At 61.8% G+C, this 13,335-nt stretch carries 11 protein-coding genes; 5 read left to right on the top strand and 6 right to left on the bottom strand.

Translation table 11 applies throughout. The features are described 5' to 3' along the window. Positions 1-23 precede the first annotated feature (23 nt). The gene (locus M2A_RS11665; RefSeq protein ID WP_045447570.1) at positions 24-572 is read right to left on the bottom strand and encodes an LOG family protein; all 549 of its coding nucleotides are present in this window, start codon (positions 570-572) and stop codon (positions 24-26) included. A gap of 246 nt (positions 573-818) precedes the next feature. Here M2A_RS11665 and M2A_RS11660 point away from each other — a divergent pair, with 246 nt between their 5' ends. From M2A_RS11660 to M2A_RS11645, 4 genes are all read left to right on the top strand, one after another. Then, the gene (locus tag M2A_RS11660) at positions 819-1,811 is read left to right on the top strand and encodes an Ig-like domain-containing protein (RefSeq protein WP_045447567.1); all 993 of its coding nucleotides are present in this window, start codon (positions 819-821) and stop codon (positions 1,809-1,811) included. Positions 1,812-1,946: 135 nt separating this feature from the next. Then, positions 1,947-3,869, top strand: a complete 1,923-nt coding sequence (locus tag M2A_RS11655) for an ABCB family ABC transporter ATP-binding protein/permease (protein WP_081875598.1) — start codon at positions 1,947-1,949, stop codon at positions 3,867-3,869. Positions 3,870-3,934: 65 nt separating this feature from the next. Further along, a complete protein-coding gene (locus M2A_RS11650; RefSeq protein WP_045447564.1) occupies positions 3,935-4,627 on the top strand; it encodes a phosphatidylserine decarboxylase in 693 nt (230 codons plus the stop codon). Between the two features lie 47 nt (positions 4,628-4,674). After that, the gene (locus M2A_RS11645; RefSeq protein ID WP_081875597.1) at positions 4,675-5,514 is read left to right on the top strand and encodes a CDP-alcohol phosphatidyltransferase family protein; all 840 of its coding nucleotides are present in this window, start codon (positions 4,675-4,677) and stop codon (positions 5,512-5,514) included. Between the two features lie 3 nt (positions 5,515-5,517). Here M2A_RS11645 and M2A_RS11640 read toward each other — a convergent pair whose 3' ends face one another. Then, a complete protein-coding gene (locus tag M2A_RS11640) occupies positions 5,518-5,943 on the bottom strand; it encodes a hypothetical protein (protein WP_147446260.1) in 426 nt (141 codons plus the stop codon). A 206-nt stretch (positions 5,944-6,149) separates the two neighbouring features. Between M2A_RS11640 and M2A_RS17460 the strand changes: the two genes are divergently transcribed. Next, positions 6,150-6,692: a PAS domain-containing protein gene (locus M2A_RS17460; protein WP_052379433.1), complete on the top strand. Its 543-nt coding sequence runs from the start codon at positions 6,150-6,152 to the stop codon at positions 6,690-6,692. A gap of 22 nt (positions 6,693-6,714) precedes the next feature. On the opposite strand, the gene M2A_RS11630 is transcribed toward M2A_RS17460, so the two are convergent. The 4 genes from M2A_RS11630 to M2A_RS11615 form a co-directional block, all read right to left on the bottom strand. Continuing rightward, complete coding sequence (locus tag M2A_RS11630) at positions 6,715-9,930, bottom strand: efflux RND transporter permease subunit (protein WP_045447561.1); 3,216 nt, start codon at positions 9,928-9,930, stop codon at positions 6,715-6,717. Further along, a complete protein-coding gene (locus M2A_RS11625; RefSeq protein WP_045447559.1) occupies positions 9,927-11,036 on the bottom strand; it encodes an efflux RND transporter periplasmic adaptor subunit in 1,110 nt (369 codons plus the stop codon). The genes M2A_RS11630 and M2A_RS11625 overlap by 4 nt, the downstream gene beginning before the upstream one ends. Before the next feature lie 84 nt (positions 11,037-11,120). After that, positions 11,121-11,759 (bottom strand): PadR family transcriptional regulator, encoded by a 639-nt coding sequence (locus tag M2A_RS11620; RefSeq protein WP_052379432.1) that lies wholly within the window; start codon positions 11,757-11,759, stop codon positions 11,121-11,123. 200 nt (positions 11,760-11,959) lie between these two features. Then, positions 11,960-13,267 (bottom strand): class I SAM-dependent methyltransferase, encoded by a 1,308-nt coding sequence (locus M2A_RS11615; protein WP_045447557.1) that lies wholly within the window; start codon positions 13,265-13,267, stop codon positions 11,960-11,962. Positions 13,268-13,335: the final 68 nt, after the last annotated feature.

Genomic DNA, 13,335 nt, shown 5'->3' with positions numbered 1-13,335 from the left:
AAACGCCGGTGAGCGCGAAAGTTTCAAAGCACGGCGCGGATGCGCGGCAGAATGTCTTCCACCCGGTCCACCACCGAATAGAGAGAATGGACGGAGGAGCGGGCAAAACCCGCCTCGATCACATGATCGAGCATGGTGATGAGCGGGTCCCAATAGCCCCCGATATTGACGAAGATGATGGGATGGGTGTGGCGGCCAAGCTGCGCCCAGGTCATCATCTCGATCGTTTCCTCGATCGTGCCGATGCCGCCGGGAAACGCGATGAAAGCCTCCGATTTTTCGAACATGAGCTGTTTGCGCTCATGCATGGAGGCGGTGACGATCAGCTCGGTAACCTCGTTGAGCGGAATTTCCCGCTCATTGAGGAAGCTCGGGATGATGCCCGTCACCCGGCCGCCGCCGGCGAGCGCGGCGCGGGCAACCTCGCCCATCAGGCCGATTCCCCCGCCGCCATAGACAAGACCCACCCCCTCGCGGGCAAGCACCGCGCCGAAGGCATGGGCCTCGCGCTTGAAGACAGGGTCTTCCCCGAAACTCGATCCGCAGTAAACGCAGACATTTTGCGGCTTCATGGACGCTCCTTAACCTTAAGTTCCATCTAGGGTCCGCCCGGCGCGCTCCCCCCTTGGCAAGCCTTCATATTGGTGCCGTAATTGCGGTCTAGTTACCATCGGGCAAGTAAATGCGCGGGCGGATTTTTCCGGCCTTCGGGGCGCAGCTGCTCGGCAGGAAAATGTAGCTTTAACCATAGCAGCCCTTTTAGCCCGATCCGCGGGGAAACGGAACGGCGGGAAAAGGCAAGAGGGAGGGGGACGTTCATGGAAAACAACCGGATCATGCTCATCGGGGCGGGCGCGGCGGTGGCCGTGCTCATTGCGGTGCTGGCGTTCTTTTTATTCTCCGGCGATGACGGAGAGGAGACGGCGCAGCAGCAAACGCCTGGCGTAAGCGAGCTGAGCGCGCCGGGTGGCGAGGGCGCGGCGCCGGAGGGTGAGGCCGCCGATCCTGCCATCCCGACCTTCGATATTGTGCGCGTTGAAAAAGACGGCTCGGCGGTGATCGCCGGGCGCGCGTTGCCGGGCGCGGAAGTGCAGATCAAGCGTGACGGTGAAGTCGTTGCAAGCGCGCTCGCCGATCAGCGCGGGGAATGGGTTGTGGTATCCGACGAGCCGCTCGCACCGGGTGACTTCGAATTGACGCTGACGGCCAAGAACCCGGATGGGCGCGAGGTCGATTCCCGGCAGAAAGTGGCGATCTCCGTTCCCGAGCAGCCGGGCGGGGAAGCGCTGGTGGTGCTGAGCGCGCCGGGCGAGGCAAGCCGCGTGTTGCAGGGACGGGGCGTCAGCTCGGAGATCGGCGAGTTGGTGCTCGAAGCGGTGGATTATGACGCCGACGGCAATGTGATCATTTCCGGCAAGGCGGCGCCCAATGCGGCGCTGCGCGTCTATCTCGACGACCGGCTGGGGGGGGAAACCCGCGCCGATGGCGAGGGCATGTGGGAACTGCGCCCCGGTAATGCCATCGAGCCTGGCCAATATACGCTGCGCATCGACCAGCTCGATGCCAATGGCAAAGTCTCCGCGCGGGTGGAAGTGCCCTTCGAGCGCGGGGAGCCGGAAACCGTCAAACGCCAGCTCGCCGAAGGGCGGGTGGTCATTCAGCCGGGCAACAATCTGTGGAATATTGCCCGCCGGCTTTATGGCTCGGGCTTCAATTACACGGTGATTTACGAGGCCAATAAAGACCAGATCCGCGATCCGGACTTGATTTATCCGGGCCAGATTTTCACCACGCCCGAAACCGGCAACTGACGGGAAAGCGGGGCGCGTCCCCTCGCTTTTTCCTTGTTTTCCGGCCATTTGGCCCTATTTATGACAAGGCGCCCCGCTGAGCTCAGCGGGGCGTTTTCCTTGTTGCCGAACCTCATGAAGGGCAAGCTTGCGCCCATGCGCCGACTAGCACTCAACAGCCGCACCGGCCCCGATCCCGTCACCGGCGGGCGCGAGACGCCGGAGAGCCATCATTTGGCGACTCTGCGCTCGCTTCTGCCTTATTTGTGGCCGGCGGGCAGGCGCGATCTGAAGACCCGCGTGCTGCTTGCCATGGTGGCACTGGCGGGCGCCAAGGTTGCAACCGTCTATGCGCCGTTTTTCTACAAGGATGCGGTGGACGCACTGGCCCCGGAAGGGGCGGAGAAGACCGCTGCCCTGATCGCCGTGCCGCTCTTTCTGGTGCTGGCTTACGGGGCGGCGCGGATTTTGATGGTGGGCCTTGCGCAGTTGCGCGACGGGCTTTTTGCGCGGGTCGGGCAGAACGCGGTCAGGGCCGTTGCCTTGCGCACCTTCCGCCATATGCATGCGCTTTCCCTGCGCTTCCATCTGGAGCGGCGCACCGGCGGGCTCAGCCGCGTTATCGAGCGCGGCACCAAGGCGGTGGATTTTCTGCTGCGCTTCACGCTCTTCAATATCGCTCCGACGATTATCGAGCTGGCGCTGGTCTGCGCCATCCTCGCCTATTATTTCGATTGGCGCTTTGCCGCCGTCACGGGGCTTACCGTTTCCATCTATATCTGGTTCACCTTTTCGGTGACCGAATGGCGCACGCGCTTCCGCCGCCAGATGAACGACCGGGATACGGAAGCCAATACTAAAGCCATCGACAGTCTTCTCAATTTCGAGACGGTCAAATATTTCGGCAATGAAGAGCATGAGGCCAAACGCTTCGACCGTTCCATGGCGGGCTATGAAGATGCCGCCGTCAAAACCACCACCTCGCTGACGCTGTTGAACGCCGGTCAAGCGGTGCTTTTCACCGCAGGCCTTGTCAGCGTCATGCTGATGGCGGGGGCAGGGGTGGCGGATGGCAGCTTGACGGTCGGCGATTTCGTCATGGTCAACGCCTTCCTCATCCAGCTTTATCAGCCGCTCAATCTGCTCGGCACCGTTTACCGGGAAATCAAACAGGCGCTGATCGACATGGAAACCATGTTCGATCTCATCGGCGTGCCGCCGGAAATCAAGGATGCGCCGGATGCGCGCCCGCTCAAGGTGACGGGCGGGGCGATCCGCTTCGAGAACGTCTCTTTTGCCTATGATCCGGCCCGGCCGATCCTTAAAGACGTGAGCTTTAAGGTGCCGGCCGGCAAGACCGTCGCCCTTGTCGGGCCGAGCGGGGCGGGCAAGTCCACGATCTCCCGCATCCTTTACCGCTTTTACGATGTGGGCGCGGGCGCGGTGACGATCGACGGGCAGAACATTGCAGAGGTCACGCAGGAAAGCCTGCGCGCGGCCATCGGCATCGTGCCACAGGACACCGTGCTCTTTAACGACACGATCCGCTACAACATCCGCTACGGCCGCCCGGAGGCGAGCGACAGCGAGGTGGAACGCGCCGCCCAGCTTGCCCAGATCGCCGCCTTTATCGAGCGCCTGCCGGAGGGCTATAAATCCCAGGTCGGCGAGCGGGGGCTCAAACTTTCCGGCGGGGAAAAGCAGCGCGTCGCCATTGCCCGCACGATCCTGAAAGATCCGCCGATCCTCATTCTCGATGAAGCAACCTCCGCGCTCGACACGGGCACGGAGCGGGACATTCAATCGGCGCTCCGCCAGGTCTCGCAAAACCGCACGACCCTTGTCATCGCGCACCGGCTCTCCACGGTGGTGGAAGCGGATGAAATTCTCGTCCTCAATGAAGGCGAGATCGTCGAGCGCGGCACCCATGGCCAGCTTCTCGCCCTCAAAGGACGCTACGCGGATATGTGGCAGAGCCAGCAGGACGAGGAAGAAGCGCTGCGCGCACACGGCCCCGTCGCGCCCGCGCCGGAGCCTGCGACCGAAAGGGACGTGGCGCCGGACGGCGCAAGAGCATAGACTGATAAAGACGCAAAGCACCTGCCGCCCCCCAATGACGGCGGCCCTGCGCTAAGGAGAGACCCATGGACGCCATCACTTCCCTGCTCGTACCCATTCACCGGGAAGGAACGCGCTTTATTATAGCTTTTGCCATTGCCACGCTGATCCTGTTTTTGATCTGGGCGCCGCTTGGCTGGCTGGGGGTTCTGCTCACCGCCTGGTGCGTTTATTTCTTCCGCGATCCCGACCGGTTGACGCCGCAGCGCGCCGGGCTCGTCATTGCGCCCGCCGACGGGGTGGTGAACATGATCACGGAAGCCGCGCCTCCCGCCGAGCTTGGCCTTGGCGAGACGCCGCGCCCGCGCATCTCGATCTTCATGAATGTTTTCAATTGCCATGTGAACCGCATTCCCATTGCCGGCCGCGTGACGCGCACCGCCTACCGGCCGGGCAAGTTTCTCAATGCCGATCTCGACAAGGCGAGCGATGAAAACGAGCGCGCGGCGATTGCCATCGAGACCGAGGACGGCAAGACCTTCGTCGCCGTGCAGATCGCCGGGCTTGTGGCGCGGCGCATCGTCAGCGACGCGGTGGAAGGGCAGAGCTACGAGACGGGCGAGCGCTACGGCATCATCCGCTTCGGCAGCCGCGTCGATGTCTATCTGGAGCCCGGCATGTCGCCGCTGGTTTCGGTTGGCCAGACGGCCATTGCCGGGGAAACGGTTCTTGCGGATACTGATAGCTCGGAAGGGCGCCGTGAGGCCCTGGTCCGTTAGGATGAACGAAGGTCATGCTGGGTAAAAAAGAGCGGAACGGAGATATTATGGGCGAGAGTACGCCTTCCGGCGGTAAAGACACGTCCCGCTTGCAGCGGCGCAATTTCCGCCGCCGGGCGCTGAAGCCGCTGCCCATCCGCTCGCTTATCCCCAATAGCATTACGGTTTTAGCGCTCTGCGCGGGGCTTACCTCCATCCGCTTTGCGCTGGAAGGCCGGTTCGAGATTGCGGTGGGGGCCATTCTCGTGGCTTCCATTCTGGACGGGCTCGACGGGCGGATCGCCCGGCTGTTGAAGGGCACGACGAAATTCGGCGCCGAGCTCGACAGCCTGACCGATTTCGTGAACTTCGGCGTCGCCCCCGTCATGGTGCTTTATCTGTGGACCATGAACGAGATCGGCGGGCTCGGCTGGATCGCGGTTCTGGGCTATGCGGTGTGCTGCGCGCTGCGCCTTGCCCGCTTCAATGTGGGCATCGAGGACCCGGACAAGCCGGTCTGGGCGGCGAATTACTTTACCGGCGTGCCGGCGCCCGCCGGGGCGGGGCTCGTCATGCTGCCGCTTTATCTCAGCTTTCAGGGCGTGAGCGATGTGAAGAGCGCGTCCCTTCTTGTTGCCATTTATACGGGTGTTGTGGCGTTTTTCTTGATCAGCCGCATTCCGACGTTCTCCGGCAAGCGGCTGGGCCTGCGCATTCACCGGGACAAGGTGCTGCCGGTGCTGCTGCTCGTCGCGCTCTTTGCCGCGCTGCTGGTGAGCTATCCCTGGGCGATGCTGACGGGACTTTGCCTGATCTATATGGCGGGCCTGCCCATTGGCGCGCTGCGTTACCGCTACCTTGCAAACCGCAGCGCGGCGGAAGCGGACAAGAACCCGCTGAAACTTTAGGGGCTAAAGGCGCCGCTGCTGCGCGCCTGCCGGGTTTTCCATCTGCGCCCCGCGCCGCAGGTCCTCGCGGATCGTATCGGCGAGATGCAGAATCTGGTCGAAAGTTTGCGCGTAGCCCGGAAAACATTCGCGCACGAACTCATCCGTGACGGTGAGCATATTGTCCCCGTCCTTGGCAATGTGATTGACCGCGATCAGCGCATCCACCTTGCGTTTCACCGTCTCGCGCGGATGGCCGAGCGAGGCGGCGAGCGAGGTGACATTCGTGCCGCCCGCCCGGTCGATGTAACGGCGTACAAGCAATGCGCGCATGATCGCCGCTTCAAGCTCGCTGCCGATAAGCGACTCTCTGACGTCGTAAAGCGTGTCGAGAAAATTGAAATAGGCTTGCCACACTCGCCGCGAGTAGCGTCCGTACTGCTTCTTCATTTGTCGTGAAACCCATGGGCCAAGGAAAACGAGTACGCGTACAAACTCGCGCGGGTTAGGCGCTTGATTTCTATGTGCACTAAAAAACGATCAATTTCAATTAACCATATTGGTGAGCGGATTACTTGAGCAAGACCTTCGCGGGCGGTAATGGAGCGCAGCGCTTCTGGAGGAGGAGCGGGCTGTATCACGGGCGGGGGAGTTTAATGACCATCATGCCGTCGCATATTCGTTTCACGAACGACAAGTGTGAGGCTCTGTACGGCTATTGGCGCAGTCTTTCAAAGGACGGCGGTATGCCGCGCTGGGCGGATTTCGATCCGCTGCACATTCCCCGTTTGCTCCCCAATATTCTCGTTCTGGAAGCCGAACCCGATGACGGCTTTTTGATCCGACTTGCCGGCACGGAATGTGTCGATTTTTACGGGCGGGAGCTGCGCGGCCAGTCTCTCGACAGTCTGGTTACGGAGGAAAGCCGGCAGGAGCTGCGCGAGCATATGCGCCGGGTCCTGGAAGGACCGAGCGCGGCTGTGACGCTGATGCAATCTCCGATCGAAGGAATTGCCGGCATCGGCCTCAGCTACACGCTGGAAGCGGCGGCCCTGCCTATGGCGGGGGAAGATGGCGGCATCCACCGGATACTCGCCGCACTCTTTGTCGTCGAAGCGCCGCCTTCCGCCCCGCCCATCGGCCCGGATGCAGGGGCTTGGCACCGTTTCATCCAGGAACGCCAATATATCGGCGTCTGATGAAACGGCGCAAAGCGTGTCTTTATTCGGCCGGGTAGCCGTGGTGACCGCCGTCCCTGGCGCGGGCAATCCCCAGCTTTTCCCAAAGCGTTTGTCCGTGGAACCTGTCCTTGATACGCGAGGGCAGGGCCAAAAGGACCGGTACCAACACCAGTGTCAGCAAGGTGGAGAAGCCGAGGCCGAAAATAATGGCCGTGGCAAGCTGCACCCACCAGGCCGAAACCGGCCCGCCGAAGCTGAGCGAGCGGTCGAAGAAACCCACATTGACCTGGAGCGCCATGGGCAGGAGGCCGAACATGGTCGTGATCGTCGTCAGCAAAATCGGCCGCAACCGCTGACCGGCGGTGCGCAGCACGGCTTCCACTTCTTCCAATCCTTCTTCGATCAAGCGCTGGTAGGTGTCGATGAGCACGATGGAGTTGTTCACCACGATACCGGCCAGCGCGACGATGCCCGTGCCCGTCATGATCACCGAGAAGGTTTGCCCCGTAATCAGCATGCCGAGCAGCACGCCAATGGTGGAGAGGATCACCGTCGAAAGCGTCAGCACCGAATGATAGAAGCTGTTGAACTGCGTCAGCAGGATGATGAACATCAAGAAGAGTGAGGCAAGCAGCGCCCGGCCCAAAAAGGCGGCGGACTCGGCCTGTTCTTCGTTCGCCCCGCGCATGCGCCAGCTAACATCGCCGGGCAGGTCCTGGGTTTCCAGCCAGTCGGCAACTTCCTGAGCCTTGGCATTGACGTTGATTTTTTCGCCGGTGACGGGGTCGATGCCCGTATTGGCTTTCACCGTCATGCGGCGCACCCCGTCAATGCGCTCGATCGTGCTGACTTCTTGCTGCGGCTCGCGGGAGACGAAGCTGGAAAGCGGCGCAAGACCTTGCGCGGTTTGCACTTTGAGCTGGTCGAGCTGATCGAGCGTGCGGAAGTTTTCGGGGAAGCGCACGCGTATATCCACCTCGTCCTCGGCATCGTCCGGGCGGTACTTGTCCACCAGAATGCCGTTGGTGACGAGCTGCACGGTCGCGCCGATCGAGGTGATGTCGGCGCCGAAGCGGCCCGCCATTTCCCGGTCCACGGTCAATACCCATTCGATGCCGGGCAGGGGACGGGAATCCTCAAAATCGATCAGACCTTCGACTTCCGTTTCCATGTAGTTGCGCACGATGGCGGTGGCGGCCGTCAGGTCTTCGTAGTCCGGGCTTGTCAGCTCCACCTGCACGTCTTTGCCGGTGGGCGGCCCGTCTTCGCGCTTGCGCACTTCCACGTGAATGCCGGGAAGCTGAGAGGCGCGTTGGCGGATGGAATCGAGAATAGGCGCGCCGGGGCCCCGTTCTTCGTAAGGCTTCAGCTCCATCAGCATTTCGGCAATGACATCGGCAGGCTTCTCCCCGCCCGATCCTGGTCCCGACCCGAGGCTGGTGCCGGTGGAGGTGAAGACGGTCTTCACCCCTTCCGTTTCCAGAATGATGTCTTCCACGTCCTTGGAAAGGGCGAGCGTTTCTTTAGCGGACAGATTACCCCGCGCGCTCACCAGCACGATGGCCTGCTCCGGCTCCGTTTCCACGAAGAATTCGACACCATTGTTCCATGTGGAGTAAGCGAAGAACGTGGTGAAGAGGATGACGCCGGAAACGGCCATGACGAGAACCGGGTGACGGATCAGCCGGTCGAGGACGCGCACATAAGCGCCGGTGAAACCGGGCAGGGCGCGCACATCCCCCGTCTCCGCACCGGCGAGCATTTTCAGTACATCATTGTCGGCTTCGTCCGTCTTGCCGAAAATGCCGCCCAAAACCGGCATGAAGATCATGGCCGTGACGAAGGAGGCCGTCAGCACGACGATCACGGTGATGGGCAGATAGGACATGAACTCGCCGCTCACCCCGGGCCAGAAGAGCATGGGCATGAAGGCGGCCAGTGTCGTGCCGGTGGAAGAGGCGATGGGCCAGAACATGCGCTTGGCGGCGAGCGCATAAGCTGCGCGGCTGTCGAGCCCTTCGGCCATTTTGCGGTCCGCATATTCCACCACCACGATGGCCCCGTCGACGAGAATGCCGACGGAGAGAAGAAGTCCGAACATCACCATCATGTTCATGGTCATGCCGACAACGGACATGAAGAAGAAGCCGATGACGAAGGAGGTGGGAATGGCGACACCGACGAGAATGGCCGAGCGGGGCCCGAGCGCGGCCAGCACCACCACCATGACAAGCGCGATGGCGGTCATGATGGAGTTTTCCAGCGAGTTGAGCGAACGGTAGATCCAGTCGGAAGCATCGAGCGTGTAATCGACCTTGATGGCATCCGGCCAGCGCCCGGTGGTTTTTTCCACGACCTCGCGCACCGCCTCGTTGTTCTCGATGATATTCGTGCCGATGCGCTTGGTAACTTGCAGGGCGATGGCGCGTTTGCCGTTGAACTGGGCAAAACCGGTCGGGTCCATGAAGGTGCGGCGGATATCGGCGATGTCGCCGAGCGTCACCGCGCCGTCGCCGGAGACCTTGATCGGCAGGTTGTAAACGTCCTCGGGGCTTTCGATAAGGCCGGGAACCTTGACCGAGAAGCGCCCTTCGCCGGTGTCGAGCGCGCCGGCAGCCACCAGCCGGTTGTTGAGCGTGATGGCGTTGATCAGTTCCTGCTGAGAGACCTGATAGGATTCAAGGCGCGCGGGGTCGATCACCACTTCGAGCAATTCCTCGCGGTGGCCGACCATTTTCGCCTCGAGCACGGTCGAGACGTTCTCGATATCGTCCTTCAGACGCCTTGCATGCTGATAAAGCGTGCGCTCGGGCACATCGCCCGATAGCGTGACGATGAGCACGGGAAAGAGCGCGGTGTTGAACTCGCGCACCGAAGGCTCATCCGCATCCGAGGGCAGTTTCGGGCGCACGAGGTCCACCTTCTCGCGTACATCGGCAAGCGCCGTGTCCTTGTCGAAATCCACATCGAATTCGAGAATGATGCCGGCATGGCCGAGCGAGGCGATGCTGACCAGCTCTTTCAGCCCTTCCAGCGAGCGCAGCTCGGTTTCCATGGGCTTGATCAGGAGCCGTTCGGAATCCTCCGGCGAAATACCCGCATGGCTGATCGAAACATAGAAGACCGGGATGGGAATATCCGGGTCCGCTTCCTTGGGGATGGAGATGTAAGCGCTGATCCCGGCCAGCACCATCAGAACCATAACGGTCAGAACGGTGCGCGAATGGGAAAAGCAGGCTTCGATAAAAGCGTTCATTGGGCGCTCCCCAGCGTCGTTTCCTCAGTGCGGGAAACGCGCACCTTCTGGCCTGCGGCAACATATTCCTGACCGACCGTAATGATGTCGGCCCGCTCCGGCAGGCCCGCCACCCAGATGCCGGCGGGCGTGTCTTCCAGAATGGTTACGCGGTGGAACTCGACGATATTGTTCGCGTTTACGAGGCGTACGCCGACGGAGCCATCATCCGACAGTGTCAGAATGGAAGGCGGCAGGCGGTGCGCGGGCACTTCCTTGGCGGGTACCGTAATTTGCGCGGTGACGCCGGAACGCAATGCAAGATCGTCATTGGGCACTTCCAGCTCGATGCGGAACGTGCGGGTGGCGGCATCCGCCGTCTTGGCGATGTAACGCACGAGGCCCTGCACTTCCTCGCCCGTAATGAGCTTTGCCTCGCCCACCGTGCCGGTGCGCAGCTTGCCCACTTCGCTTTCAGGCACCTGGCCGACAACGAGGAAGGGATCGAGATCGACGATCCGCGCGCAAGGATCGCCCACACGCAGATAATCGCCCACTTCGACGAGCCGCTCTTCCAGCACCCCTTCGAAAGGAGCCTTGATCTTGGTGTGACCGAGCTCGACCTCGGCCTGTTTGACCAGCGCGGCGGCGGCGTCATAAGCGGCGCGGGCGGCGGCGGCCTGGGTTTCGGAGCGGTGGCCCTTGGCGGCGAGTTTCTTGGCCGCATCATATTCGAGATAGCGCTGGCGCATCAGCGCCTCGGCTTCGGCCATACGCGCGTCGCGGGCATTGAGCGAGAGGCGGCAGATCGTGTCGCCTGCTTCAACCGGGGCGCCTTCTTCGATAGGCACTTCCTTGACCGTGCCCGCCGTTTCCGCGCGCACTTCCACCGAGCGGATGGCCTCGGTGCGGCCTCTTATGGTGGTCTTGGTGGTTTTGGGTTGAGCGATGAAGGTGCGCACCTGCACATACACCTCTTCGCCGGGTTCGGCCGTTTGCGCCGTTCCGCCGGCATCGCCGTTTTCCGCGACCTCGCTTTCCGAACCGCCAATCTGACCGGACAGGATCCACGCCGAGAGGATGGCTGCGATCACCGCGGCGATGATGTAAGAGCGTTTGATAATCATAATCTCTTGGTCCGTTTCTTGGCGTGCCACCGTGAAAGCGGCTTATTGACTGTGAAACTTTTCGGTTTCGACATGCAGGAGCGGTCAGCGGATGCGGGCCAGCTCCTTCGGGTTGCGGTGATCGCTTTTACTTTGTGATGCGGGCCGGGCGGCATTCCCGTCCTGCGGCGCTTCGGGCGCGCGGGGCTCGGACGCGCGGGGCGGGGAAGCGCCGGCGATCGCCTCGACCTTGTGCCGGTTTTTCTCCAGATAATCGACCGAGGCCTTATGGACCACGGCGCCGAAATCCTTGATGAAGTCGGCCGCGGGCGTACCGATTTCCGCCGGACCGGAAAGCCGCTCGGACAGTTGCCGGTGCTCTTCCACTTTTTCGTCGATCAGCGCTTTGATCCGCTCGGGCGTGAGCAAATGGGCGAAGAGCATGACGAACAGGAATTCCGAGCGGAACTTGTCCTCCGCCAGCGGTTCGAGCAGCGCCTCGGTGAAGGCGGCGCGGCCTTTATCCGTGACGGAATAAATCTTCTTGTCGGGCCGCTTTTCCTGCTGTTCGGAATGGCAGGTGACCAGTTCTTCTTCGGTCAGGCGGGTGAGCGCGGGATAGATAGACCCGTAGCTCGCCTCCAGAAAGTGACTGAAGACGCCTTCTTCGAACATTTTGCGGATTTCATAACCCGTCGCATCCCCCAGCGTCAGGGCGCCGAGGCAAAGGGTACGCACATCCATTTTGTATTCCCAGAATGCGGCCGCGGGGGGCCAACTGCCCTGGTAAGCCGGGGGGCTATATCGGGCCGATAGGGGATATATAGGACCGATATAGGTCTTGCCAAGTGGGGAATTGCCGCAATCCGGATGGAAATTGGAAAACCCGGCTTAGCCTTAACCAAGATTGAATGGCGGGTGTCTTACCGGATGGGGGAGCGGCGTTAGCCGTCGATCCTGAGGGCGTCGGACATGGCCCGGTCCACCCGGTGGCGCATGACGGCGTGGCAGCGCAAAAGTCTGAGCCGGCCCTCTTGCAGGGCGCGGGAGCGGGCAAGCCACATCTGACCTTCTTCCATCAGCGCATCGACCTGCTCACGGGAGAATTTGCCGCTTTTGACGGCTTTGAGCGCTTGCATCCAGCCGGCATTGATATGGGCGACGTAATCGTCGGTAATGTCTTCGAAAACGCGTACCACGTAGCGCAGATCCGAGAGCATTTGGCGGTATTCGTCCATCGTCCAGGGGCGCGCGCGGAACGGTTCGGCGGCGCGCCAGGCGGCCAGTGTTTCGGTTTCCTGCAAACGGTCGGTGAGGACGAAATCGGTGAAAAGCAGGTTGCCGTCCGATTTCAGCGCCCGGCCGATATCCTGCAGCAGCGCTTTCTTGTCGTCCACGGAGAACAGCATTTCGCGGACCATGATCGCATCGTAGCGGTTTTCTTGCAGCGCGAGCTTTTCCACTTCGTAATGGCGGACCGGTGCCTGGGCGTCGATGTCTTCATCGATGGAGACGTCATTGGCATAATCGGCCAGGTCGGGCTCGCGCTCATAGCCTTCCAGCCAAAGCTGATACCGCCGCGCAATGGCACGGGTCCCCCCGCCAAGGCCGGAGGACAGATCGGCGAACGTGTGTTCCGGGCGCAAGGCCAGGGATTTGACGAGCTTGAGGGCAAAGTCCCGCCCGCCGGGCAGGCTATGGCCTTGCCCCCAAAGAATCTGGGCGACTTCTAGGCGGGCATCGGTCCAGCGGTCATTGGCAAAGCGCGGGTGAATGTTGCCGATCTCGATGCTCAGGTCGGGGTTCTTGGCGGGCGGCTGATTGCTGGCGCGCCGTTCGTTGTATTCGCGCCGCACGATTTCCACATCGACACCTTCCCACCAAGCTTTCAGCCGGATGAAAAGCTCGACATAGCCTTCCCGTTTTTGGGATGGCTGGGACGTCAATGCATCGCGCACCGTGTCGGCGGCTTTCTGACGCTGGGCCGTTTCCTCTCTGGCGCGCAGGCGGGCGAGGCGCGCCTGGCCGCGGGGTGACAGGCGCGATTCTTTCTCGGGCTTTTTCAGCCGTTTGGACGGGTGATCGCGCAGGAAGATTTCGAGAGCGTGTTCGTGCTCGGCGGTCAGTTTGCGTTCGCGGCGCAGGCGCACGATCGCTTCCGGGTTCATCCCCTCCAAGCCCTTGACGAACTCCCGGAGGGGCATTTTGCCCAGTTCAGCCGTGCCAACACTTAGCAGGTTCGTGCCTGCCATCCCTCTTCGTGCTCCCGACTTGCCGGTGCGGCTGTGCCGCGCCTAAATATCGCATCCCTCACCCCATT

The organism is Tepidicaulis marinus (assembly GCF_000739695.1).
Lineage (GTDB): Bacteria > Pseudomonadota > Alphaproteobacteria > Parvibaculales > Parvibaculaceae > Tepidicaulis > Tepidicaulis marinus.
Note: the sequence above shows the minus strand (reverse complement) of the source record. Positions and strands in the feature narration are given on the sequence as shown.

What these genes read in the sequence shown, in the direction of transcription:
- M2A_RS11665 (WP_045447570.1), bottom strand. Translation starts at nt 572, where the DNA reads ATGAAGCCGCAAAATGTCTGCGTTTACTGCGGATCGAGTTTCGGGGAA.
- M2A_RS11660 (WP_045447567.1), top strand. Translation starts at nt 819, where the DNA reads ATGGAAAACAACCGGATCATGCTCATCGGGGCGGGCGCGGCGGTGGCC.
- M2A_RS11655 (WP_081875598.1), top strand. Translation starts at nt 1,947, where the DNA reads ATGCGCCGACTAGCACTCAACAGCCGCACCGGCCCCGATCCCGTCACC.
- M2A_RS11650 (WP_045447564.1), top strand. Translation starts at nt 3,935, where the DNA reads ATGGACGCCATCACTTCCCTGCTCGTACCCATTCACCGGGAAGGAACG.
- M2A_RS11645 (WP_081875597.1), top strand. Translation starts at nt 4,675, where the DNA reads ATGGGCGAGAGTACGCCTTCCGGCGGTAAAGACACGTCCCGCTTGCAG.
- M2A_RS11640 (WP_147446260.1), bottom strand. Translation starts at nt 5,943, where the DNA reads ATGAAGAAGCAGTACGGACGCTACTCGCGGCGAGTGTGGCAAGCCTAT.
- M2A_RS17460 (WP_052379433.1), top strand. Translation starts at nt 6,150, where the DNA reads ATGACCATCATGCCGTCGCATATTCGTTTCACGAACGACAAGTGTGAG.
- M2A_RS11630 (WP_045447561.1), bottom strand. Translation starts at nt 9,930, where the DNA reads ATGAACGCTTTTATCGAAGCCTGCTTTTCCCATTCGCGCACCGTTCTG.
- M2A_RS11625 (WP_045447559.1), bottom strand. Translation starts at nt 11,036, where the DNA reads ATGATTATCAAACGCTCTTACATCATCGCCGCGGTGATCGCAGCCATC.
- M2A_RS11620 (WP_052379432.1), bottom strand. Translation starts at nt 11,759, where the DNA reads ATGGATGTGCGTACCCTTTGCCTCGGCGCCCTGACGCTGGGGGATGCG.
- M2A_RS11615 (WP_045447557.1), bottom strand. Translation starts at nt 13,267, where the DNA reads ATGGCAGGCACGAACCTGCTAAGTGTTGGCACGGCTGAACTGGGCAAA.